Annotated in this window: 24 protein-coding genes; 11 read left to right on the top strand and 13 right to left on the bottom strand. The window is 56.0% G+C overall.

Going from position 1 to position 24,116, the window contains the following annotated elements; translation table 11 throughout:
- Positions 1-39: 39 nt before the first annotated feature.
- Together F8562_RS20920 and prs are read right to left on the bottom strand one after the other, a co-directional pair.
- Positions 40-1,530, bottom strand: a complete 1,491-nt coding sequence (locus F8562_RS20920; RefSeq protein ID WP_042934420.1) for a nicotinate phosphoribosyltransferase — start codon at positions 1,528-1,530, stop codon at positions 40-42.
- A 4-nt stretch (positions 1,531-1,534) separates the two neighbouring features.
- Positions 1,535-2,404 carry a ribose-phosphate diphosphokinase gene (prs, locus tag F8562_RS20925; RefSeq protein ID WP_014839673.1) on the bottom strand — a complete coding sequence of 290 codons (870 nt, stop codon included), beginning with the start codon at positions 2,402-2,404 and terminating at the stop codon, positions 1,535-1,537.
- 196 nt (positions 2,405-2,600) lie between these two features.
- Between prs and F8562_RS20930 the strand changes: the two genes are divergently transcribed.
- From F8562_RS20930 to F8562_RS20945, 4 genes are all read left to right on the top strand, one after another.
- Positions 2,601-3,320: an NUDIX hydrolase gene (locus tag F8562_RS20930; RefSeq protein WP_014227046.1), complete on the top strand. Its 720-nt coding sequence runs from the start codon at positions 2,601-2,603 to the stop codon at positions 3,318-3,320.
- Between the two features lie 144 nt (positions 3,321-3,464).
- Positions 3,465-4,424 (top strand): hydrolase, encoded by a 960-nt coding sequence (locus F8562_RS20935; RefSeq protein ID WP_232393365.1) that lies wholly within the window; start codon positions 3,465-3,467, stop codon positions 4,422-4,424.
- The gene (locus F8562_RS20940; RefSeq protein ID WP_004125965.1) at positions 4,421-4,639 is read left to right on the top strand and encodes a YheU family protein; all 219 of its coding nucleotides are present in this window, start codon (positions 4,421-4,423) and stop codon (positions 4,637-4,639) included. The genes F8562_RS20935 and F8562_RS20940 overlap by 4 nt, the downstream gene beginning before the upstream one ends.
- Positions 4,640-4,674: 35 nt before the next feature.
- Complete coding sequence (locus F8562_RS20945; protein WP_004854874.1) at positions 4,675-5,547, top strand: phosphoribulokinase; 873 nt, start codon at positions 4,675-4,677, stop codon at positions 5,545-5,547.
- 43 nt (positions 5,548-5,590) lie between these two features.
- Here the strand turns inward: F8562_RS20945 and F8562_RS20950 are convergent, their stop codons facing one another.
- A complete protein-coding gene (locus F8562_RS20950; protein WP_004854875.1) occupies positions 5,591-5,995 on the bottom strand; it encodes an OsmC family protein in 405 nt (134 codons plus the stop codon).
- A 304-nt stretch (positions 5,996-6,299) separates the two neighbouring features.
- Between F8562_RS20950 and crp the strand changes: the two genes are divergently transcribed.
- Together crp and F8562_RS20960 are read left to right on the top strand one after the other, a co-directional pair.
- Positions 6,300-6,932: a cAMP-activated global transcriptional regulator CRP gene (crp, locus tag F8562_RS20955; RefSeq protein ID WP_000242758.1), complete on the top strand. Its 633-nt coding sequence runs from the start codon at positions 6,300-6,302 to the stop codon at positions 6,930-6,932.
- 51 nt (positions 6,933-6,983) lie between these two features.
- A complete protein-coding gene (locus tag F8562_RS20960; RefSeq protein ID WP_014839675.1) occupies positions 6,984-9,062 on the top strand; it encodes a YccS/YhfK family putative transporter in 2,079 nt (692 codons plus the stop codon).
- On the opposite strand, the gene argD is transcribed toward F8562_RS20960, so the two are convergent.
- From argD to ppiA, 5 genes are all read right to left on the bottom strand, one after another.
- Positions 9,052-10,272, bottom strand: coding sequence for a bifunctional acetylornithine/succinyldiaminopimelate transaminase (gene argD / locus F8562_RS20965; protein WP_014839676.1), 1,221 nt, complete (start codon positions 10,270-10,272; stop codon positions 9,052-9,054). The two genes, F8562_RS20960 and argD, sit on opposite strands and share 11 nt — an antisense overlap.
- 89 nt (positions 10,273-10,361) lie before the next feature.
- Entirely contained in the window at positions 10,362-10,925 is a 564-nt protein-coding gene (gene pabA / locus F8562_RS20970; protein WP_014227049.1) for an aminodeoxychorismate synthase component 2, read from the bottom strand.
- Between the two features lie 31 nt (positions 10,926-10,956).
- Positions 10,957-11,559 (bottom strand): putative adenosine monophosphate-protein transferase Fic, encoded by a 603-nt coding sequence (locus tag F8562_RS20975; RefSeq protein WP_009654847.1) that lies wholly within the window; start codon positions 11,557-11,559, stop codon positions 10,957-10,959.
- Positions 11,549-11,716, bottom strand: a complete 168-nt coding sequence (locus F8562_RS20980) for a YhfG family protein (RefSeq protein ID WP_004854887.1) — start codon at positions 11,714-11,716, stop codon at positions 11,549-11,551. Before F8562_RS20980 ends, F8562_RS20975 begins: the two co-directional genes overlap by 11 nt.
- 108 nt (positions 11,717-11,824) lie before the next feature.
- Positions 11,825-12,394 (bottom strand): peptidylprolyl isomerase A, encoded by a 570-nt coding sequence (gene ppiA, locus F8562_RS20985; protein ID WP_004854889.1) that lies wholly within the window; start codon positions 12,392-12,394, stop codon positions 11,825-11,827.
- A gap of 277 nt (positions 12,395-12,671) precedes the next feature.
- Here ppiA and tsgA point away from each other — a divergent pair, with 277 nt between their 5' ends.
- The gene (tsgA, locus tag F8562_RS20990) at positions 12,672-13,856 is read left to right on the top strand and encodes an MFS transporter TsgA (protein ID WP_004854892.1); all 1,185 of its coding nucleotides are present in this window, start codon (positions 12,672-12,674) and stop codon (positions 13,854-13,856) included.
- Here tsgA and F8562_RS20995 read toward each other — a convergent pair.
- Positions 13,853-15,175 (bottom strand): cytosine deaminase, encoded by a 1,323-nt coding sequence (locus F8562_RS20995; protein ID WP_088168488.1) that lies wholly within the window; start codon positions 15,173-15,175, stop codon positions 13,853-13,855. The genes tsgA and F8562_RS20995 overlap by 4 nt on opposite strands.
- 240 nt (positions 15,176-15,415) lie before the next feature.
- On the opposite strand from F8562_RS20995, the gene nirB reads away from it, so the two are divergent.
- The 4 genes from nirB (at position 15,416) to cysG (ending at position 20,706) form a co-directional block, all read left to right on the top strand.
- On the top strand, positions 15,416-17,959 hold the full coding sequence (gene nirB, locus F8562_RS21000; protein ID WP_032719995.1) for an NADPH-nitrite reductase large subunit: 2,544 nt from the start codon (positions 15,416-15,418) through the stop codon (positions 17,957-17,959).
- Positions 17,956-18,282, top strand: a complete 327-nt coding sequence (gene nirD, locus F8562_RS21005; RefSeq protein WP_004854898.1) for a nitrite reductase small subunit NirD — start codon at positions 17,956-17,958, stop codon at positions 18,280-18,282. Before nirB ends, nirD begins: the two co-directional genes overlap by 4 nt.
- A gap of 136 nt (positions 18,283-18,418) precedes the next feature.
- The gene (gene nirC, locus F8562_RS21010) at positions 18,419-19,225 is read left to right on the top strand and encodes a nitrite transporter NirC (RefSeq protein WP_014227053.1); all 807 of its coding nucleotides are present in this window, start codon (positions 18,419-18,421) and stop codon (positions 19,223-19,225) included.
- A gap of 107 nt (positions 19,226-19,332) precedes the next feature.
- Positions 19,333-20,706 (top strand): siroheme synthase CysG, encoded by a 1,374-nt coding sequence (gene cysG, locus F8562_RS21015; protein WP_014839679.1) that lies wholly within the window; start codon positions 19,333-19,335, stop codon positions 20,704-20,706.
- Positions 20,707-20,795: 89 nt separating this feature from the next.
- Here the strand turns inward: cysG and trpS are convergent, their stop codons facing one another.
- Genes trpS through dam form a run of 4 tightly spaced genes read right to left on the bottom strand, consistent with a single transcriptional unit; the run spans position 20,796 to position 24,068 of the window.
- Entirely contained in the window at positions 20,796-21,800 is a 1,005-nt protein-coding gene (gene trpS, locus F8562_RS21020; protein WP_004854910.1) for a tryptophan--tRNA ligase, read from the bottom strand.
- 3 nt (positions 21,801-21,803) lie between these two features.
- Entirely contained in the window at positions 21,804-22,553 is a 750-nt protein-coding gene (gene gph / locus F8562_RS21025) for a phosphoglycolate phosphatase (RefSeq protein WP_014839680.1), read from the bottom strand.
- Positions 22,546-23,223, bottom strand: coding sequence for a ribulose-phosphate 3-epimerase (gene rpe, locus F8562_RS21030; RefSeq protein WP_004126039.1), 678 nt, complete (start codon positions 23,221-23,223; stop codon positions 22,546-22,548). The genes gph and rpe overlap by 8 nt, the downstream gene beginning before the upstream one ends.
- Positions 23,224-23,240: 17 nt before the next feature.
- Complete coding sequence (gene dam, locus F8562_RS21035) at positions 23,241-24,068, bottom strand: adenine-specific DNA-methyltransferase (protein WP_014227055.1); 828 nt, start codon at positions 24,066-24,068, stop codon at positions 23,241-23,243.
- Between the last annotated feature and the right edge of the window lie 48 nt (positions 24,069-24,116).

Raw genomic sequence — 24,116 nt, forward strand, 5'->3', positions numbered from 1 at the left:
GCGGGCTAACCCGCCTTTTTTCGTCCTCCGCACAGTGGCTTAGCGCTGCGCCGCCAGCCGGGCGCGGATCTGCGACAGCGAGGCATAGCCGTACAGCTTGCCATCCAGAAAGCGCGTTTTTAACTCGCCCTGCAGCTCCTGTTCCAGCGTTTGCCCATCGTACAGCTGCAGTTCCCCCAAGGCGTCGCGTTCCACGCGCAGCAGACCACGCGCCGAACGTTTAAGACCATTATCGGTTTTCGGCTCCTTAAAGAGGGCTCTTCCCTCGCCGTTCACCTCCCCCCAGGTTGCCTTCATCGCGAAGCCGAAGGTATCGCGGGTGTTGTACTGGTAGGTAAATGAACCCACGCCGAACACCACGTTAGCGCTGGCAAAACCTTTCGCTTCCAGGCGACGCAGGATCTCATCCGCTCTGGCGAGAGTAATGGAATCGCCGTAAATCAGGCCGACATGCGGATCCAGCACCTTGTATCCTTTTTCGTTGATAGTGCCGCCAAAAATTTCCCACAGAATCTCCACGGAGCCTTTCTCCTCGGCGCTGCGCTCGCTGCGGGTGTCGTCGTCAGCTGCGGTTCCGCACAGAATCGCCACCGGATCACCGCTGTCCGGACGGAATACCACGCGCCCCTGACGCTGCATAATTATTGCCTGCAGCTCGCGGGTGTATTCGGTCAGCACCTGCCAGTAGTCCCAGGTATCCGAGACGATAGAGACGAAACCATGCGGGTGGACTTCGGTAATCAGCCGGCGAAAGGTTTCAATTTCCCGCTCGCGCTCGCCCATACACATCACGCTGTGTTCCGTAGCCGGAATGCTGGCGCCGATGAGCTCATCTTCACCGCGAGTGTAATAATCACGGGCATACAGCAGCGAAGGCAGGCTATCGGTCCCTTTGAAGCTGGCCAGATGTCCGCAGCCCGACTGCGCAGTGTCGTGCAGTCCGGACATTCCCCGAAACGAAAAGTCGTGACATTGGAAATCAAGGTGCGTCAGATCGCTACAGGTTTTCTCCGCCCAGCGTTCGCAAATCAGGCGATAGTGGTGGGCGATGGTCGCGTTGGTTGACGCTTTCCACAGCTCCGCCGAAAGCACCGTCTCCAGATAGTTCACCAGCCAGAAGAACTCAGGTTGCGTATTGGTGATGGTCAGCACCGGTACTTTCATCGGCACCTTGGTGCCTTCATCCAGCGCTTTGATATGCAGCGGTAAATAGCCAAGCCGATGCAGAGCGCGAATAGGCTCCACCCCAACCGTATCGCGCCCCAGATAGCCGTCCATCACCTGCTTATACTCGTTCACGACCTCCTCTTCCGGGCGGGCGAAAAACGCGTCGTTAAACAGATCGACCAGGAACCACTGCAGAAAGCCCTGCAGGCCGAAAAATACCAGCTTGCCATCGGCCTGCGGCGACTGGAAAAAACGATCGCTGCGCGGGGTAAAGTTAGAGTAGACCTTCGTTGTCCCCTGTGGATACTGCACGCGATGGGAAACTTTATAACCATCGATGGCCAGAATCGGATTTATTTTCATCATGTTATCCCCAATGTGCGCGGTAGATGGCGTCAATATCGATAAGCTCCAGCTGCGGATGAGCCAGGGCAGGAGAAGTCAAAGAAGTGGTGGCGTAAACGGCATCGATGCCGTTATTCAACAGATGCTCTACGCCTTTGGAAAAAATACCGTGGGTGACGTACAGACTCACGCTGCGGGCGCCCGCCTCGCGCAGCACCTGCGCCGAGCCGATAAAGGTGCCGCCTGCGTCGCAGAGGTCGTCAACAATAAGCACTGCTTTACCCGCGACATCACCGGCCAGCAGGGAAAAACCGGTTAACGCGCCGCTGGCAAGGTCACGCTCTTTACCGAGGATCGCGAACTCTCCGGCACCGCAGGCTTTAGCCACAGGATGAATCTTCTTTAGCGCGCCGGCATCCGGCGCCACCAGCATCAGCTCCCCGGCAGCAATAGCCTGACGCAGACCGGCGCTCTGCAGAAGACAGTGCTGTTGAGCCACCGCGACCATATTATTGACTGCCGCCGCTGCGGCATCGCTGTGCGGGTCAAGCACCACGACTTTGTCAAAGCCAAGAGTATTAAGCTGCCGGGCAAAGACCTTCAGCGCAAAGCTGTCTCCCGGCACCATATGACGATCCTGACGCGCCCACGGCAGCCACGGCAGTTCCAGATGGCTAAACGTCACGTCGGTAACATGACGCACGGCCTCCACCAGCTGCGCCAGTAGCATAAAATCGTTCATGTCGCGCAGAGCAACCGCCCGGATGCGCATCAGACGGGCGGAAGGCGGTAGTGGATCGGTCACCTTCAGCCACACAGCGCCATCGGGAAAGACGCCGCTGGCAAGCGTAAACGCTTCATCATCCAGTTCCAGGGTAAATTTTTCGCTCATGATGACCTCCGCTCATTATATTGTGTCCCTAAGACACAATTAATAATGTCTCTAAGACACATATTGTGCAAGCGTTAAATGTCATTTAAGCGGAGATTTTGACTAATCAATTGAAAAACAATAATAAAAATGGAGGCTTGCTGCACAGGAAGGGGCTGGTACACTTGTCAGCGTTCTTTTCCGCTGCGAGCGCTCTATGACCAACGATGCCGAATACCTCAGCCAATACGATGCCAGCCGCTTTCCCTCGCCGCTGGTGACCGTCGACAGCGTCCTGTTTACCCTGCATGAAGGGGCGCTGTGCGTTCTGCTGGTTGAGCGCGCTAATCCACCGCAGCAGGGGGCGTGGGGGCTACCCGGCGGCTTTATCGATCTGGCGCACGATGATTCAACCCGCGCCACGGCGCTACGTAAGCTCACGGAAAAAACCGGGATTTCACCGTCATGGCTGGAGCAGCTCGACACCTTCTCCGGGCCGGATCGCGATCCGCGCGGCTGGAGCCTGACTATCGCCTGGTTTGCGTTAATCTCGTGGGTAGAGTGTCAGCCGCATATCGCCAGCGTCAGCGATGCCCGCTGGGTGCCGGTGGCGCAGCTGGATAGCTATTCGCTGGCTTTCGATCATCAAAAGATTATTGACGCCGGTCTGCATCGCTTACGCCAAAAAACGATGTACTCTTTACTGCCGGTTTACTGTCTGCCGGAGACCTTTACCCATGGTCAGCTGCTGGAAGCCACGGAAATCATCCTTGGTCAGCCGATTCAACGCAAAAGCCTGATTCGCCGCTTCGAAGCCTCCGGAATGTTTGAAGAGACCGGTGAAACAGCGGCAACCGGCGCGCGGAAAGCGCGGCTATGGCGGCGTAAACCCGGCGTCGATTTTCATCTCTTTTCACGTAACCTGCTGACCGATTAGCCGCAAGGCCACATATGGGCTAACCTGCGCACTTCATGCGCGGTATAGTATGTTATAAAGATTATTTATTGCTCTGGTGCTATGGTTGATATCACTCCTACAGAAATGACGCCCCCTGAAGACGACTCGCAGCAGTTTCATCCGATGCGCGGCGTAGGCAATCGTCATTTGCAAACCATGTTGCCGCGGCTAATCCGTCGCAAACTCCGCTTTACTCCCCACTGGCAGCGTCTGGAATTGCCGGACGGCGATTTTGTCGATCTGGCATGGAGTGAAGACCCTTCTCAGGCGCGCCATAAACCTCGTCTGGTGGTATTTCATGGCCTGGAGGGGAGCCTACACAGCCCTTACGCACACGGACTTATCCATGCGGCAATGCAGCGCGGCTGGCTGGGCGTGGTAATGCACTTTCGCGGCTGTAGCGGCGAACCCAACCGGAATAACCGCATCTACCACTCGGGCGAAACGGAAGACGGCTCCTGGTTTCTGCGCTGGCTCCAGCGCGAGTACGGCACGGTCCCCACCGCCGCGGTGGGATATTCGCTCGGGGGCAATATGCTGGGCTGCCTGCTGGCAAAAGAAGGCGACGCTATTCCCGTTGATGGCGCGGTTATCGTATCGGCGCCGTTTATGCTGGAAGCCTGTAGCTATCATATGGACAAAGGTTTCTCCCGCGTTTATCAGCGCTACCTGCTCAACCTGCTGAAAGCCAACGCCGCGCGTAAGCTAAAAGCCTATCCCGGCTCTCTGCCCGTCGATTTACGCCAGCTAAAAAGCATGCGCCGTATCCGCGAGTTTGACGATTGCATTACGGCCAGGATCCACGGTTTTGCCGATGCGCTGGACTACTATCGCCAGTGTAGCGCCATGCCGCGCCTGAGCGATATCACTAAGCCCACGCTGATTATTCACGCGAAGGACGATCCCTTTATGGATCACCACTCGATTCCCCCGCAGGAGCAGCTGCCGGCGAATGTCGAATATCAGCTCACGGAGCACGGCGGGCACGTTGGCTTCGTCGGCGGCACGCTGCGTAAGCCTGAAATGTGGCTTGAAAAACGCATCCCGGATTGGCTAACCCGTTGGCTAGGAGCGCAAATATGATCATTCCCTGGCAAGATCTCGATCCCGAAACGCTGGATAACCTGATCGAAAGTTTTGTATTACGTGAAGGCACCGATTATGGTGAACATGAACGTTCGCTGACGGATAAAGTCGCGGATGTTAAACAGCAGTTGAAAAGCGGAGAAGCCGTGCTGGTGTGGTCAGAACTGCACGAAACGGTGAATATCATGCCCCGCAAGCAGTTTCACGGCTAAGGCGGCACACACTATCGTTTACTCTGGGAGTTGTTATGTCTGCCAAACATCCGGTGATTGCCGTCACGGGCTCCAGCGGCGCGGGAACCACGACCACCAGCCTCGCCTTTCGCAAAATTTTCGCCCAGCTTAATCTGCACGCCGCCGAAGTTGAAGGCGATAGCTTTCACCGCTATACCCGTCCGGAAATGGACATGGCGATCCGTAAAGCGCGCGATCAGGGCAAACATATCAGCTACTTTGGCCCCGAGGCTAACGACTTCGGCCTGCTGGAACACACGTTCGCCGAATATGGGCAAAGCGGCAAAGGCCAGTCGCGCAAATATTTACATACCTATGACGAGGCCGTGCCGTGGAATCAGGTTCCGGGGACCTTCACGCCCTGGCAGCCGCTGCCGGAACCGACTGACGTCCTGTTTTATGAAGGCCTGCACGGCGGCGTCGTGACGCCGCAGCATAACGTAGCAAACCATGTCGACCTGCTGGTCGGCGTGGTGCCCATCGTCAATCTTGAGTGGATCCAGAAGCTTATCCGCGACACCAGCGAGCGCGGACACTCTCGTGAGGCGGTCATGGATTCCGTGGTCCGCTCGATGGAAGATTACATCAACTTTATCACCCCGCAGTTTTCACGCACCCACCTCAACTTTCAGCGCGTACCGACGGTGGATACGTCCAACCCGTTTGCGGCCAAAGCCATCCCTTCACTGGATGAAAGCTTTGTCGTTATCCATTTCCGTAATCTAAAAAATATCGATTTCCCCTGGCTCCTGGCGATGCTGCAGGGCTCGTTTATTTCGCATATGAATACCCTGGTGGTACCGGGCGGGAAAATGGGGCTGGCGATGGAACTGATTATGGCGCCGCTGGTTGAGCGGCTGATGGAAGGCCGGAAAATCAGCGAGTAGCCAGAACCCCGGTGGCGCGATTGCCGGCCGGGGCGCGTTCGGCTTACCCTTCGATCACTTCATAAGAGTGGGTAATGTTTACCGCTTTCTCAAGCATCAGCGCGACGGAACAATACTTTTCCGCCGACAGGTCGACCGCGCGAGACACGGCAGCGTCCTTCAGTTCTTTACCGGTCACGATAAAATGCAGATTGATATGGGTAAACAGACGCGGCGCCTCTTCGCGGCGCTCCGAGGTCAGCTTAACTTCGCAGTTGGTGACGTTCTGGCGGCCCTTCTGCAATATGGAAACCACATCAATCGCGCTGCATCCGCCTGCCGCCATCAGTACCATTTCCATTGGGCTGGGCGCTTTATCCCCGGAATTGCCGTCCATCAGAATCTGGTGGCCAGAAGCCGACTCACCGATGAAGGTTAACCCTTCAACCCACTTCACTCGCGCTTGCATAAATTTAACTCCAGGGCTGTAATTTTCCTGACAGATTACGCGTACATAACAATTCTCGCAACGGAAGGCGACCTGGGTCATGCTGAAGCGAGACACCAGGAGACATGCGGCGAAAGCTATGCTAAAACAATCTGGATGCTACAGTAATACATTGATGTACTGCATGTATGCAGAGGAGTTCACATTACAGGCTGCAGAAAACTTTCAGCCGGATTCCCAGGTATAGGGATTCAATACGATTGCATGCCCGGATGCCGTGTAGTGTCGGCACCCGGAGATAGCTTATAACAGAGGATAACCGCGCATGGTGCTTGGCAAACCGCAAACAGACCCTACCCTTGAATGGTTCTTGTCTCATTGCCACATTCATAAGTACCCATCAAAGAGCACGCTGATCCACCAGGGTGAGAAAGCAGAAACGTTGTACTACATCGTTAAAGGCTCCGTGGCTGTACTCATCAAGGATGAAGAAGGTAAAGAGATGATCCTCTCTTACCTTAATCAGGGCGATTTCATCGGTGAATTAGGCTTGTTTGAAGAAGGCCAGGAGCGTAGCGCTTGGGTACGTGCGAAAACCGCATGTGAAGTGGCCGAAATCTCCTACAAAAAGTTCCGTCAGCTGATCCAGGTTAACCCGGACATCCTGATGCGTCTCTCTTCGCAGATGGCTCGTCGTCTGCAGGTCACGTCTGAGAAAGTCGGCAACCTCGCCTTCCTTGACGTTACCGGTCGTATCGCTCAGACGCTGCTGAACCTGGCTAAACAGCCGGATGCGATGACCCACCCGGACGGTATGCAAATTAAAATTACCCGCCAGGAAATTGGTCAGATCGTCGGATGCTCCCGCGAGACCGTTGGCCGCATCCTGAAAATGCTGGAAGATCAAAATCTGATCTCCGCGCACGGTAAAACTATCGTCGTCTACGGTACCCGTTAAGTCGGTAAAACGGCGTATTGCCTGACAATACGCCGTTTTTGTTTTCCCCTCATGTGGCGCAGGCTGATTTACCACCCGGAAGTCAACTATGCACTGCGGCAAACGCTGGTGTTGTGTCTGCCGGTTGCGATTGGGCTTCTGCTCGGTCATCTCCAGCAGGGGCTGCTGTTTTCTCTTGTTCCCGCCTGCTGCAACGTTGCCGGGCTGGATACGCCGCATAAACGCTTCTTTAAACGCCTGATTATCGGCGGCAGCCTGTTTGCCGGCTGTAGCCTGATCGTTCAGCTCCTTCTGCAGCGAGACATCCCTTTGCCGCTGATCCTCACGGGTCTGGCGCTCATCCTCGGCGTCACCGCCGAAATCAGCTCCCTGCACGCTCGGCTGCTGCCCGCCTCGCTTATCGCGGCTATTTTTACCCTCAGTCTCGCTGGCAATATGCCTATCTGGGAGCCGCTGTTAATCTACGCCATGGGCACCTTATGGTATGGCGTGTTTAACTGGTTCTGGTTTTGGCTGTGGCGCGAACAGCCGCTGCGCGAATCATTAAGCCTGCTCTACCGGGAGCTGGCCAACTACTGCGAGGCCAAATACAGTCTGCTTACCCAGCATACGGACCCCGCCACATCGCTGCCGCCGCTGCTCAACCGCCAGCAGAAGGTGGTGGATCTGATTACCCAGTGCTATCAGCAGATGCATATGCTGGCGGCTAACCAGCGCAGCGATCACAAACGCCTGCTGCGCGCTTTCCAGGTTGGACTGGACCTTCAGGAACATATTTCCGTCAGTCTTCATCAGCCGGAAGAGGTGCAGAAACTGGTGGAGCGCAGCCACGCGGAAGCGGTGATTCGCTGGAACGCGCAAACCGTTGCCGCCCGCCTGCGGGAGCTGGCAGACGATCTCCTCTACCACCGTTATCCTCAGCGCTTTCAGATGGATAAACAGATCGGCGCGCTGGAAAAAATCGCCTGGCAGCATCCGGATAATCCGGTTGGCCAGTTCTGCGCCTGGCACTTCAGCCGCATTGCCAGGGTTCTGCGCACCCAGCGCCCGCTATACGCGCGTAACCTGATGGCGGATAAAACCCGCCGCCTGCCGCTGCTGCCCGCGTTGAAAAACTATCTGTCGCTTAAGTCGCCAGCGTTACGAAACGCGGCGCGTATCAGCGTGATGCTGAGCGTCGCCAGCCTGATGGGCAGCGCGCTGCATCTGCCTAAGCCCTACTGGATCCTGATGACCGTGCTGTTCGTGACGCAAAACGGCTACGGCGCAACCCGGGTACGTATCGTCCATCGGGCTGCCGGAACCATTGCGGGACTGGTCATTGCCGGGCTCACGCTGCACTTTCACGTTCCTGAAGGCTATACGCTGACCGCGATGCTGTTCATCACGCTGTTAAGCTATCTGATTATCCGCAAGCACTACGGCTGGGCGATGGTCGGGTTTACGGTGACGGCGGTGTACACTCTGCAGCTGCTCACTCTGAACGGCGAGCAGTTTATCATCGCCAGACTGATTGATACGCTGATTGGCTGTCTGATCGCCTTCGGCGGAATGGTCTGGCTATGGCCGCAGTGGCAAAGCGGGCTGCTGCGCAAAAATGCCCACGATGCGCTGGAAGCCGATCAGGAAGCGATCAGGCTGATCCTCAGCGACGATCATCAGGCCCCGGCGCTGGCCTACCAGCGCATGCGCGTTAATCAGGCGCATAACGCGCTGTTTAACTCGCTGAATCAGGCGATGCAGGAACCCGGCTTTAACTCGCACTATCTGGAAGACATGAAGCTGTGGGTGACCCACAGCCAGTTTATTGTCGAGCATATTAACGCGATGACCACTCTGGCGCGCGAGCACAATATGCTGACGCCGGATCTGGCGCAGCGTTATCTGGAATCCTGCGAGATTGCGCTCCAGCGCTGCCAGCAGCGGCTGGATTCCGACGGGCCGGGCAGCGCGGGGGATGTGAACATTATGGAGGCGCAGGATGCGGAGGTTCCTCGCGGCCCGCTCAGTACGATGGAGCAGCATTTGCAGCGCATCCTCGGGCATCTGAACACCATGCACACCATTTCATCGGTGGCATGGCGTCAGCGTCCGCATCATGGCATCTGGCTGCGCGCCACTAAGCGCTAAGCACCCGCTCAACCGCCAGGGCAAAGCGCGCCATGCCTTCAGCAATATCGCTATCATCAATCACCAGCGACGGTACGAAGCGCATCACGTCCGGTCCGGCATTGAGCACCATGACGCCCGCCTCTGCGGCGGCGTAGAGGAAATCGCGCGCCTTCCCGTGATACTGCGGCTTCAGCTCGGCGCCGATAAGCAGACCCATGCCGCGAATATCGCTGAACAGATCGAACCGCGCGTCAATGCGCTGAAGGTGCTCAACAAACAGCTCGCGCTTCGCGGTGACGCCGTCCAGCACTTCCGGCGTGTTAATCAGATCGAAGGCCGCTCCGCCGACCGCGCAGGCCAGGGGGTTACCGCCGTAGGTTGAGCCGTGAGAACCGGCGTGGAAAGCGCTGGCGATATCATGGGTGGTCAGCATGGCGCTGATAGGGAAGCCGCCGCCAAGCGCCTTGGCGCTGGTCAGAATATCCGGCGTCACGCCGTAGTGCATATAGGCAAACAGCGAGCCTGTGCGCCCCATACCGCACTGTACTTCATCAAACACCAGCAGTGCCTGGTGCTGGTCGCAGAGATCGCGCAATCCTTGCAGGAATTCCGGCGTCGCCGCCGTCACTCCGCCTTCACCCTGAATCGGCTCGACCACCACCGCGCAGGTATGATCGTCCATCACGGCTTTCACCGCGTGTAAATCGTTAAACGGCACGTGAACGATATCGGCCGGTTTCGGCCCAAACCCGTCGGAATATTTCGGCTGACCGCCGACGGAGACGGTGAAAAGCGAGCGACCGTGAAACGCATTATGGAAAGCGATGATTTTGGTTTTGTACGGGCTATGGCGGGTCACGGTGTAATGGCGAGCCAGCTTGAAAGCCGTTTCGTTAGCTTCCGTACCGGAGTTCATAAACACGACGCGATCGGCAAAAGTCGCATCCACCAGCTTCCGCCCGAGTCGCAGGGCGGGTTCGTTGGTAAAAACGTTGCTGGTATGCCACAGCTTTTCACCCTGCTCATGCAGTGCCGCCACCAGCGCCGGATGGCAATGACCGAGCGCGGTCACGGCAATCCCACCGGCGAAATCAACGTACTCTTTACCCTGCTGATCCCATACCCGGCTTCCCTTACCCTTCACCGGAATAAATTCTGCCGGTGCATAAATCGGCAAAATGACCTCATCGAATGTAGCGCGGGTGATTGCCGGTTGTTCAGTTGCCATGTGGTGCCCATCCTTTACGTTATGCAGCAATGATTATGATAATCTAATCACAAAATATGCATAAAAAATCAACCCATGGCAACTACAAATCACCGATTGAGGAAGTTTGCCAGCAGCTGGTGGCCCTGCTCGCTGAGAATACTCTCCGGATGAAACTGCACGCCCTCGAGATCGAACACGCGGTGGCGAATGCCCATGATCTCCCCCTCTTCGCTGCGGGCGGTCACCTCAAAGCATTCAGGCAGCGTTAGCGGATCAATGAGCAGGGAGTGGTAGCGGGTCACCGTAAGCGGGTTATTCAGTCCAAGGAACACCCCTTGACCGGTATGGCTAACGGGGGACGTTTTTCCGTGCATGACTTTGGCGGCTCGTACGATAGCGGCGCCGAAAACCTGGGCGATGGCCTGATGGCCGAGGCAAACGCCTAAGATCGGCGTTTGGCCGGAAAAATGGCGGATCGCCGCCAGTGAAATCCCCGACTCATCCGGCGTACAGGGGCCCGGCGAGATAACTATTTTCGCTGGCGCCAGGGAAATAATGTCCGCTAACGTCAGCTCGTCGTTACGCCTGACCAGCACTTCCGCCCCAAGTTCGCAGAAATACTGGTACAAATTCCAGGTGAAAGAATCGTAGTTATCGATAAGCAGGATCATAGCGGCTCCGGGAACAAAGAACCGCGCTATTCTACTCAGTTTCCGTCGCTTCGCTTACCACTTTGCGAAATATCGTCCGCAGTGGAGAAAGGTCGCCCATCGCTCCGCTCTGGTTGGCCTGGTTCCACGCATCGACCGCAATATCGCGCCAATCCAGCGTATAGCCCGCATGAATAGCCAGCTGCTCAAAGAAAATGCGTTGCGCCATGCCGTTACCGAGGCGGAAAGGATGCAGGACGTTAATTTCGCAGTAGTAATGAGCAAGACGTTCAATGAATTTATCCTGCGCGAGACCCACCAGATAACCTTCCTCTTCAAGATCCTGAAGCAGCGCGTTCCCCTCTTTTTCGATATAGGCGAAATGGCAGAAACGGGTGTCGCCCTGATAGATATCCACTTCACGCAGCTGCCCCGCCCAGTCGAAGACATCCTGATAGAGCTGGCGATGAATAGCGCAGAGATGAGGCAATCCCCGCACCAACGGCCCGAGTTCAATGGTTGCCGCGCGTAATGCGGTCAGCTCCCACGCCGCCTGCTCAAGTCGCTGAGCCTGGCGAATCCCCAGGCGGTTGCGCATCACCTTAAGACCGGGGTAGAGATAGGGGTCCCGCCCCTCGCCGAATTTATCGCTCATAGTGACTCCTTAACGCCGCAATGCGTGCCAGGGCTTCTTCGGGGGTAAGGGTTATCAGCGGAACATCGACGCCCTCCAGCCGTCGGCTGGCCTGAAAATTCACGTTACGTCGATCCTCCCAGAGACGGGATTTCTGTTTTTCGGTGAGCTTTTTCATTTAACACCTCCCTGACGCGTCCGCAGTTGCCACAAGTATAAGCGGCAAAAAACGATTTCGCAGGGAAGCGGGGGCTGCGCGGGTACGGGTTACCCGCGCAAAATAAGATTACGGCAGAACTTTTGCGGAAAGGATCACGATAGGTTTGGACGGTACATTCTGATACGGGCCAACGTTATGGGTCGGCACCTGAGAAATCTTATCCGCCACGTCCATACCTTTAACGACTTTACCAAACACCGCATAGCCAAAATCACGCTGGCCATGATCGAGGAAGGCGTTATCCGCAATATTGATAAAGAACTGGCTGGTAGCGCTGTCCTGATCGGCGGTACGCGCCATGGCGATGGTGCCACGCGTATTGCGCAGGCCGTTGTCGGCTTCGTTTTTAATCGGTGGATTAGGCTGTTTCTGCTGCATCTGCTCGTTAAAGCCGCCGCCCTGCACCATAAAGCCCGGGATCACGCGGTGAAAAGTGGTGTTGTTATAAAAGCCGCTGTTCACGTACTTGAGGAAGTTATCCACCGAGATCGGTGCTTTCTGGCTATTCAGCTCAAGCTCAATATTGCCCGCAGACGTGGTCAGCAACACATGGGGATCCCCTTTTGCCGCCATGGCCGGGGAGAATGCTGAAATGGCGAAAACGGCAGCCACCGCCGCGAGAGTTGATTTGAGCATGGAAATTCCTTAACGGAGCAGAATAAAAACCGAGTGCTTTGATTCTAAAGAGCCTTTGCATCCTGGGCCAGCCTTTTACCTAATTTTACTTAGCTGAAACAGTTGTAACGGTGGGCCTGGCGATCGGCCAAATAGATAAATGTGATATTAGTCACACTAAGAATTGCAAAAATATATAAATTTCAGAATAAACGTTTGCTTGAATCACGCTAACGCATAAAATCTGTCCGCCCGGCGCAGAGTCAACGCGCTTTACATTTCTATTCACAGGCCAGTCATGACTAACAGCAATCGTATCAAGCTCACATGGATCAGCTTCTTCTCCTACGCCCTGACCGGCGCGTTGGTGATTGTCACCGGGATGGTGATGGGAAATATCGCAGATTATTTTCATCTGCCCGTTTCCAGTATGAGCAACACCTTTACTTTCCTTAATGCCGGTATCCTGATCTCTATCTTCCTGAACGCCTGGCTGATGGAAATTGTTCCGCTGAAAACCCAGCTGCGTTTTGGCTTTATCCTGATGGTTCTGGCCGTCGCGGGTTTAATGTTCAGCCACAGCCTGGCGCTGTTTTCCGCTTCGATGTTCGTGCTTGGCCTGGTCAGCGGGATTACCATGTCGATTGGTACCTTCCTGATCACCCATATGTATGAAGGCCGTCAGCGCGGGGCGCGTCTGCTGTTCACCGACTCCTTCTTCAGCATGGCGGGGATGATCTTCCCGATGCTGGCCGCTTATCTGCTGGCGCGCAGCATCGAATGGTACTGGGTTTATGCCTGCATCGGCCTGGTGTACGTCGCTATTTTCATTCTGACCTTCGGCTGCGAATTCCCGGTATTGGGCAAAAAAGCCCTGCAGGATAGCCAGCCGGTCGTGAAAGAAAAATGGGGTATCGGCGTGCTGTTTCTCTCCATCGCTGCGCTATGCTACATCCTCGGCCAGTTGGGTTTCATCTCCTGGGTACCGGAATACGCCAAAGGCCTGGGCATGAGCCTTGGCGATGCGGGTAAACTGGTAAGCGATTTCTGGATGTCGTACATGATCGGCATGTGGTCTTTCAGCTTCATCCTGCGCTTCTTCGACCTGCAGCGTATTCTGACCGTGCTGGCGGGCGTAGCGACGGTACTGATGTATCTGTTTATCAACGGTTCGCCGGAGCATATGCCGTGGTTTATTCTCACCCTCGGCTTCTTCTCCAGCGCCATCTATACGTCGATCATCACCCTGGGTTCACAGCAAACCCGAGTGTCGTCGCCGAAGCTGGTGAACTTCATTCTGACCTGCGGAACCGTGGGTACTATGCTGACTTTCGTCGTGACCGGCCCTATCGTTGCCGCCAGCGGTCCGCTGGCAGCGCTGCATACCGCTAACGGCCTCTATGCCGTGGTGTTTGTGATGTGTCTGATCCTCGGCTTCGTCTCCCGCCACCGTCAGAACAACGCGGCAGCGGAATCGCACTAAGCCTCAGGCCCCTTTGTTCCGGCAAAGGGGCTATTTCGGGTAAAGAACAGCTCCTCCCCGCCGCGATCCATCTGAACCCAGGTTTGCGCCAGCTGCGTGGTGGCAATGACTCTCCCCTGGCGGATTGACCAACGCACCGGAACCTGACAACGCACGGCCTCAAACCCGTTTTCCGCGGGCAGAATCACCAGATTCGCCGTGTTCCCCGTCGCAATACCGTAATCGCTCAGGCCAAACGTGCGCGCGCTATTTTCCGTGACCAGCTTCAGTCCCTCGTTAATCTGCTGATAGCCCATCATCTGGCAAACGTGCAGACCCATGTGCAGCACCTGCAGCATATTGCCGGTCCCCAGCGGATACCAGGGGTCAAATACATCGTCATGGCCAAAGCAGACGTTAATGCCCGCCGCCATCAGCTCCTTCACGCGCGTGATACCGCGACGCTTCGGATAGTCGTCAAAGCGTCCCTGGAGGTGAATATTGACCAGCGGGTTAGCGACGAAGTTAATGCCGGAGAGCTTCAGCAAACGAAAAAGACGTGACGTATAGGCGCCATTGTAGGAGTGCATCGCGGTGGTATGGCTGGCGGTTACTTGCGGACCTATCCCCTCTTTTAACGCCAGGGCCGCCACGGTTTCAACGAACCGCGACTGTTCATCATCAATTTCATCACAGTGGATATCCAGAGGCCGCTGATACTTTTTCGCCAGACGGAAAGCGATGTGCAGGGATTCCACGCCATATTCGCGCGTAAATTCAAAATGCGGAATCGCGCCCACCACGTCGGCCCCCAGACGCAGCGCCTCTTCCAGCAGGGCGTCACCATTGGGGTAGGATAAAATGCCCTCCTGGGGGAAGGCGACAATCTGCAGCTCGACCCACGGCGCGACCTCCTGTTTTACCTCCAGCATGGCTTTGAGCGCGGTCAGCGTCGGATCGGAAACATCAACGTGGGTACGAACAAACTGGATGCCGTTGGCGATCTGCCACTTCAGCGTCTTCCACGCGCGGGCTTTAACGTCCTCATGGCTCAATAAAGCCTTACGCTCCGCCCAACGCTCAATCCCTTCAAACAGCGTCCCGGACTGGTTCCAGTTCGGCTCTCCGGCGGTTTGGGTCGTATCAAGGTGGATATGCGGCTCAATAAAAGGGGGGATGGCCAGTCCGCCGCGGGCGTTCAGCACTTCAAAATTCTCTTTGCGCGCCTCCCCCATAGGGGTGATATCCCCGAAGCGCCCCTTGTCTATCGCTATCTGCCATAACCCTTCGCGATCGGGCAGACGAACGTTCTCAATTAACCAAAGCGGCGCTGCTGTCATATCGATGACTCCCGTAATTGTTGCTGAAGTTTTACTCAACCCGCCGTGGGTATCCGTTGCTAATTTTGTACATAAAAAAAGCAAAAAGGAAAAGCCAGCGTTTTCCGTTACTTATAAAAATACTGACAAATCATAAACACACCACTTAAGTAGTAGGTAAAGGTGTAATTGATTTGCATCAATAAGTGTCGCGGCTGAATCGTTAAGGTAGGCGGTAATATAAAAGAAATCGAGGCAAAAATGAGCAAAGTCAGACTCGCTATCATTGGTAATGGTATGGTCGGCCACCGCTTTATTGAGGACCTTCTTGATAAATCCGACGCCAGCCTGTTCGATATTACCGTCTTCTGTGAAGAACCCCGTATCGCCTACGACCGCGTGCACCTCTCCTCCTACTTCTCTCACCATACTGCCGAAGAACTCTCTTTGGTACGGGAAGGTTTCTACGAGAAGCACGGCGTTAAGGTGCTGGTCGGCGAACGCGCCATCACCATCAACCGCCAGGAGAAGGTTATCCACTCCAGCGCGGGCCGTACCGTTTTCTATGACAAGCTGATTATGGCGACCGGTTCCTATCCGTGGATCCCGCCGATTAAAGGTTCTGAAACCCAGGACTGCTTTGTTTATCGTACCATTGAAGACCTTAACGCGATTGAAGCCTGCGCCCGCCGCAGCAAACGCGGCGCGGTCGTCGGCGGCGGTTTGTTAGGCCTCGAAGCCGCGGGCGCGCTGAAAAACCTCGGCGTTGAGACCCACGTGATTGAATTCGCGCCCATGCTGATGGCGGAACAGCTGGATCAGATGGGTGGCGAACAGCTACGTCGCAAGATTGAAAGCATGGGCGTGCGCGTGCACACCAGTAAAAACACCAAAGAGATCGTTCAGGAAGGTACCGAAGCGCGTAAAACCATGCGTTTTGCCGACGGCAGCGAGCTGGAAGTCGATTTTATCGTCTTCTCTACCGGTATCCGCCCGCGCGATAAGCTGGCCACCCAGTGCGGTCTGGAAGTCGCTCCGCGCGGCGGCATCGTGATTAACGACGCCTGCCAGACCTCTGACCCGGATATCTACGCCATCGGTGAATGCGCCAGCTGGAACAACCGCGTTTACGGCCTGGTCGCCCCGGGCTACAAAATGGCTCAGGTTACCGTTGACCATATCCTCCAGACCGAAAACGCCTTTGAAGGCGCGGATCTTAGCGCCAAGCTGAAGCTGCTGGGCGTTGACGTCGGCGGCATTGGCGACGCTCACGGTCGTACGCCGGGCGCGCGCAGCTACGTTTACCTCGACGAAAGCAAAGAGGTCTACAAACGCCTTATCGTCAGCCCTGACAACAAGACCCTGCTCGGTGCGGTGCTGGTGGGCGATACCAGCGATTACGGCAACCTGCTGCAGCTGGTGCTGAACGCCATCGAACTGCCGGAAAACCCCGACTCGCTGATCCTGCCGGCGCACGCGGGCAGCGGTAAGCCGTCCATCGGCGTCGATAAACTGCCGGACAGCGCACAAATTTGTTCCTGCTTTGACGTCACCAAGGGCGCATTGATTGCCGCCATTAATAAAGGCTGCCACACGGTGGCGGCGCTGAAGGCAGAAACCAAAGCCGGTACCGGCTGCGGCGGCTGTATCCCGCTGGTGACTCAGGTGCTCAACGCCGAACTGGCGAAACAGGGCATCGAAGTCAACAATAACCTGTGCGAGCACTTTGCGTACTCCCGTCAGGAACTGTTCCACCTCATCCGGGTGGAAGGCATCAAAACCTTTGAAGAGCTGCTGGCGAAACACGGTAAAGGCTACGGCTGCGAAGTGTGTAAACCGACCGTGGGCTCGCTGCTGGCTTCCTGCTGGAACGAATATATCCTCAAGCCGCAGCATACCCCGCTGCAGGATACCAACGACAACTTCCTGGCCAACATCCAGAAAGACGGCACCTACTCCGTTATCCCGCGCTCTGCGGGCGGCGAAATCACGCCGGAAGGCCTGGTGGCCGTCGGCCGTATCGCCCGCGAATTTAATCTGTACACCAAGATCACCGGCTCTCAGCGTATCGGCCTGTTCGGCGCGCAAAAAGACGATCTGCCGGAAATCTGGCGTCAGTTGATCGACGCGGGCTTCGAAACCGGTCACGCGTATGCCAAGGCGCTGCGGATGGCGAAAACCTGCGTAGGCAGCACCTGGTGCCGCTACGGCGTAGGCGACAGCGTGGGTTTCGGCGTCGAGCTGGAAAACCGCTACAAAGGCATTCGTACGCCGCATAAAATGAAGTTTGGCGTCTCCGGCTGTACCCGCGAATGTGCGGAAGCCCAGGGTAAAGACGTCGGCATCATCGCCACGGAGAAAGGCTGGAACCTTTACGTCTGCGGCAACGGCGGCATGAAGCCGCGCCACGCGGATCTGCTGGCAGCGGATCTTGACCGCGAAACGCTGATGAAATACCTCGACCGCTTCATGATGTTCTATATCCGTACCGCCGACAAACTGACCCGTACCGCGCCGTGGCTGGACAACCTGGAAGGCGGCATCGATTATCTGAAGTCGGTCATCATCGACGACAAGCTGGGACTGAACGAGCATCTGGAAGAAGAGATGGCTCGCCTGCGTGCAGCGGTAGTCTGCGAGTGGACGGAAACCGTTAACTCGCCAGCGGCCCAGGTACGCTTCAAACACTTCATCAACAGCGACAAGCGCGACCCTAACGTCCAGGTAGTGCCTGAGCGTGAACAACATCGCCCGGCCGCGCCCTACGAACGTATCCCGGTAACTCTGGTGGAGGAAAACGCATGAGCCAGTGGAAAAACATCTGCAAACTCGATGACATCCTGCCGGAAACCGGCGTCTGCGCGCTGTTAGGCGACAAACAGGTGGCGATTTTCCGCCCGTATCACGGCGACCAGGTGTTTGCGATTAGCAATATCGACCCGTTCTTTGAATCCAGCGTCCTGTCTCGCGGCCTGATCGCCGAGCATCAGGGCGAACTGTGGGTTGCCAGTCCGCTGAAAAAGCAGCGCTTCCGCCTGCGCGACGGCCTGTGTATGGAAGATGAAAGCCATTCGGTGGCGCACTATGAAGCCAGAGTGAAAGACGGCGTCGTGCAGCTACGCGGTTAATCACTTTACGGGAGGCGCAACGCCTCCCTTTTTTTGCATTTTTTTCTTCAATTTATGGCACAACGTCATTTGTACTGCATCGCGAAGGCAGCTAACCAAGAGCCAGCGCAAGGGATGAGGTGCTAAAGGAACTCCTATGTTTACGGACACAATAAACAAGTGCGCGGCCAACGCCGGGCGCATTGCGCGCCTCTCGGCCAATCATCCACTCAGCTTCTGGGTCAGCGCCATGATGGCGGGCGCCTACGTCGGCCTCGGCATCATCCTTATATTCACCCTCGGCAACCTGCTCGACCCTGCCGTTCGCCCGCTGGTGATGGGCGCCACCTTTGGCATTGCGTTAACGCTGGTGATTATCGCCGGCTCTGAATTGTTCACCGGCCACACCATGTTCCTGACCCTGGGCGTGAAGGCGGGGACCATCAGCCAGGGGCAGATGTGGGCGATTCTGCCGCAAACCTGGATGGGTAACCTTGCGGGTTCCGTTTTCGTGGCGCTGCTGTATAGCTGGGGCGGCGGCAGCCTGCTGCCGGTCGATACCAGCCTCGTCCACACCGTCGCGCTGGCAAAAACCAGCCAATCCGCGATGGCGCTCTTTTTCAAAGGCGCACTGTGTAACTGGCTGGTGTGTCTGGCGATCTGGATGGCAATCCGTACCGAAGGCGCGGCAAAATTTATTGCTATCTGGTGGTGTCTGCTGGCGTTTATCGCGTCCGGCTATGAGCACTCCGTCGCCAACATGACGCTATTTGCCCTCTCCTGGTTTGGCCATCATAGCGATGCCTACAGGCTTGCGGGAATCGGTCACAATCTGTTATGGGTAACACTCGGCAATACTTTGTCCGGTGTCGTATTTATGGGATTGGGTTATTGGTATGCTACGCCGCAATCGGAGCGCCCCGCCCCGGAAAAAACTAACGAGACTAAGAGTCTGGCTCAGTAGACCTAATCGGTGCAGGCAGGTTGAACATTGCCCAGGTTCAACCTGATAAATAAGATAGCCTGATAGCCAGATTCTAAGGCTGCTGCCAATAATTAAGAGGGAATGTCGTGGACCATTTGCCTATATTTTGCCAATTACGCGATCGCGACTGCCTGTTAGTCGGCGGCGGCGATGTGGCTGAACGTAAAGCTCGCCTGTTACTGGACGCCGGCGCCAGATTAACGGTCAATGCCCTGGATTTTGTGCCGCAATTCCAGGTATGGGCCGATGCAAACATGCTGACCCTGGTGCAGGGCGAGTTTAATCCTGCTCTGCTGGATAACTGCTGGCTGGCCATTGCCGCAACCGACAACGAAGCGGTTAATCAACGGGTCAGCGCGTCAGCGGAAGAAAGGCGAATATTTTGTAACGTGGTCGACGCCCCTCAGCAGGCCAGCTTTATTATGCCGTCGATTATCGACCGCTCGCCGCTGATGGTGGCCGTCTCATCCGGCGGCACCTCGCCGGTTCTGGCGCGCCTGCTGCGCGAAAAGCTGGAGTCAGTTTTACCGCTGCATTTAGGCCAGCTGGCCCACTATGCTGGACAGCTGCGCTCACGGGTGAAAAAACAGTTTGCCACCGTCAGCGAGCGCCGACGCTTTTGGGAGAAACTGTTTGTTAACGACAGGCTGGCGCAGTCGCTGGCCAACGAGGACCGCCAGGCCGTCGCTGACGCCACGGAGCAGCTGCTGACCGAGCCGCTGGATCATCGCGGTGAAGTGGTACTGGTGGGCGCCGGCCCCGGCGACGCCGGACTGCTGACCCTCAAAGGCCTGCAGCAAATACAGCAGGCCGATGTCGTGGTTTATGACCGCCTGGTCTCCGACGATATCATGAATCTGGTGCGCCGCGATGCCGACCGGGTCTTCGTGGGTAAACGCTCGGGCTACCACTGCGTACCGCAGGAAGAGATTAACCAGATTCTGCTGCGCGAAGCCCAGGGGGGGAAACGCGTTGTTCGACTGAAAGGCGGCGATCCGTTTATCTTTGGCCGCGGCGGCGAAGAGCTGGAAACCTTGTGCCATGCCGGTATTCCGTTCTCCGTTGTACCGGGAATTACCGCGGCCTCAGGCTGTTCCGCCTACTCGGGCATTCCCCTGACCCACCGGGATTTTGCCCAGGGCGTGCGCCTGGTCACCGGCCACCTCAAGACCGGCGGCGAGCTGGACTGGGAAAACCTGGCGGTTGAAAAGCAAACCCTGGTGTTTTATATGGGCCTGAACCAGGCCCCGGCGATCCGGGAAAAACTGATTGCCCACGGCATGGCGGCGGATATGCCCGCAGCCATCGTTGAAAACGGAACGGCGATAACGCAGAAGGTTGTCACCGGCACGTTAGAGCAATTGGATATTCTGGCCCAGCAAATGGCCAGCCCGGCGCTGATTATTGTCGGCCGCGTGGTCGGCCTGCGCGATAAGCTAAACTGGTTCTCCAACCATTAATGACGCTGATGTAGCTCAAAACCGCTCACAAATTAAAAAGCCGGATGCATTGCACCCGGCTTTTTATTGCGCTGAGACCAGCAAATTGCTCAGGGTTTAGCGACGAAACCAATCGCTTCGTAAACCGCTTTCAGGGTAACGGAAGCGCGAGCGCTGGCTTTCTCCGCACCCTCTTTCATGACCTGATTGAGGAATGCTTCATCACCGCGGAATCGGTGATAGCGCTCCTGCAGTTCGGTCAGCATGCCGGAAACGGCTTCAGCCACTTCGCCCTTCAGGTGACCGTACATTTTGCCTTCAAAATGCTGCTCCAGCTCTGGAATGCTCTGTCCGGTAACGGCAGAGAGGATATCCAGCAGGTTCGAGACGCCCGCTTTGTTCTGGATGTCGTAGCGAACAACCGGCGGCTCGTCGGAGTCGGTGACCGCGCGTTTGATCTTCTTCACCACCGATTTCGGGTCTTCCAGCAGGCCGATAACGTTGTTGCGGTTATCATCTGACTTGGACATCTTTTTGGTCGGCTCCAGCAGCGACATCACGCGCGCGCCGGATTTTGGAATAAACGGTTCCGGCACTTTAAACACGTCGCCGTAGATAGCGTTGAAACGCTGGGCGACATCGCGGCTCAGCTCCAGGTGCTGTTTCTGGTCTTCGCCAACCGGGACCTGGTTAGTCTGATACAGCAGAATGTCGGCAGCCATCAGTACCGGATAGTCAAACAGACCGGCGTTAATGTTTTCCGCATAGCGCGATGACTTGTCTTTAAACTGGGTCATACGGCTCAGTTCGCCGAAATAGGTGTAGCAGTTCAGCGCCCAGCCGAGCTGCGCGTGCTCCGGCACGTGGGACTGAACGAAGATGGTGCTTTTTTGCGGGTCGATACCGCACGCCAGATACAGCGCCAGCGTGTCCAGCGTGGCCTTACGCAGCTGCTGCGGGTCCTGACGAACGGTAATCGCGTGCTGGTCAACGATGCAGTAAATGCAGTGGTAATCGTCCTGCATGTTTACCCACTGACGCAGCGCACCCATATAGTTGCCAATGGTCAATTCACCGGAGGGCTGTGCGCCACTAAAAACGATGGGCTTAGTCATTTTTTATTCCTGAGTTTCACTGTACGGTAGCCCGAAAGCGGGCAAGAGTTCATTAAATTGGTCAAAGATATAATCCGGCTCGCTCAGCGAAATCGGCTCGCCGTAGTTGTAGCCGTAGGTCAGGCCGATCGAGCTGCAGCCCGCGGCCTTCGCGGCCTGAATATCGTTGCGCGAGTCGCCAACGAACAGCAGCTCCGCGGATGCCAGCCCCAGTTTCTCCGCGACCAGAAGCAGCGGTTCCGGGTGCGGTTTTTTGTTTTTTACATCATCGCCGCCGATAACAACGGTAAAATATTTCGCGATATCCAGCGACGCCAGAATCGGCGCGACAAACGGCGTCGGTTTATTGGTTACCAGCGCCAGCGGCAGGCCCTTTGCGTGCAGCGCGCCCAGCGTATCGGCAACGGCGGGAAACAAAAAGCTCCCCTCTTCCGCCACTTCGCCATAGTAGCGATCGAACAGCTTGCGCAAAATGGCCTGCTGTTCAGCCTGCGGGATATCGTCATGATCGACGGAAGGTTTACCCTGCGCCGCTCTCAGCGCCGCGCGCTCCTGACGGGCCCAGGTCAGAGCCCGCTGGATCAGAACGTCAGCGCCGTTGCCAATCCAGGTCACGACGCGCTCTTCGCCCGCCATCGGCAGTTCCAGCGCATACAGGGCGTTATCAACGGCAGCGGTCAATCCCGGCGCGCTGTCTACCAGCGTCCCGTCGAGATCGAACGCTACGCCGCGAATATTTTGTAACTTATCCATGGCTAACCTTTGCTAATTCGCTACGCATTTGATCGACCACTTTTTTGTAGTCAGGCTGATCGAAAATGGCCGATCCGGCAACAAACATATCCGCACCGGCTGCGGCAATCTCAGCAATATTGCTGACTTTTACGCCGCCGTCGACTTCCAGACGGATGTCGTAGCCGGATTCATCAATGCGACGACGAACTTCACGCAGTTTTTCCAGGGTGTGCGGAATAAAAGACTGACCGCCAAAGCCTGGGTTGACGGACATCAGCAGGATGACATCCAGCTTATCCATCACGTAGTCGAGGTAGCTCAGGGAGGTGGCCGGGTTAAACACCAGACCGGCTTTACAGCCATGCTCTTTGATAAGCTGCAGCGTGCGGTCAACGTGTTCAGAAGCTTCCGGGTGGAAAGTAATGATGCTGGCGCCCGCGGCGGCAAAATCAGGAACGATGCGGTCAACGGGCTTGACCATCAAATGCACATCAATCGGCGCGGTGATACCGTAATTTCGCAGTGATTTAAGCACCATCGGACCAATGGTCAGATTCGGCACGTAGTGGTTGTCCATCACGTCAAAGTGCACAACATCCGCACCCGCAGCCAACGCATTGGCGGTATCCTCGCCCAGACGGGCAAAATCAGCCGACAGAATCGAAGGGGCAATCAAATACTGCTTCATCCGCATCTCCTTGAAATTTATTTGGTCTTGGGCGGACGGTACAGAGCCAGAAGCTCGTCCACCTTCTTACGTGTACCACCGTTGCTGCTGATGCTGCGTCGAACCTTCACAATATGCGTCTCAGCGGCGTTTTTGTACCACTCCTCAGTGAGCGGCGTGCGATGGTTTGAAATCAGCACTGGAATGCGCTTTTTCATCAGCGATTCCGCCTTTTTAGCCAGCAGCTCCTGCTGCTCCTGGCTAAAGCTATTCGTATGATAAGCCGTAAAATTCGCCGTTGATGACAGCGGCGCATAGGGCGGATCGCAGTAAACAACGGAGCGGTTATCTGCCCGCTTCATGCACTCTTCATAAGATTCACAATGAAACTCTGCATGCTGCGCCTTCTCCGCGAAATGATACAACTCAGCTTCGGGAAAATAGGGCTTCTTATAGCGACCAAACGGCACGTTAAACTCACCGCGCAGATTGTAGCGACACAGGCCATTGTAGCCATGACGATTCAGATACAGGAACAGCACCGCGCGACGCAGCGGCTCCTGGCTCTGGTTGAACTCATCACGGAACCGATAATACTGCTCTGTGACGTTGTTCTCTGGCGTAAACATCTCACGCGCCGCCGTAACATAGTCATCGGTACGCAGCTTGACGATGTTATACAGACTAATCAAATCACTATTGATATCAGCGAGGATATAACGAGAAAAGTCGGTATTCAGAAATACCGACCCGGCGCCCACAAAAGGCTCAATCAAGCAGTCGCCCTGCGGCAAATGCTTCTTAATATCGTCAAGCAGGGGGTATTTACCCCCTGCCCATTTCAGAAAAGCGCGATTCTTTTTCATGCTGCCTAACTAATTACACATTCTCCGGCTGTGGAGAAAGCTCCGACA

The sequence above is a fragment of the Klebsiella sp. RCJ4 genome, assembly GCF_009025755.1.
Lineage (GTDB): Bacteria > Pseudomonadota > Gammaproteobacteria > Enterobacterales > Enterobacteriaceae > Klebsiella > Klebsiella michiganensis.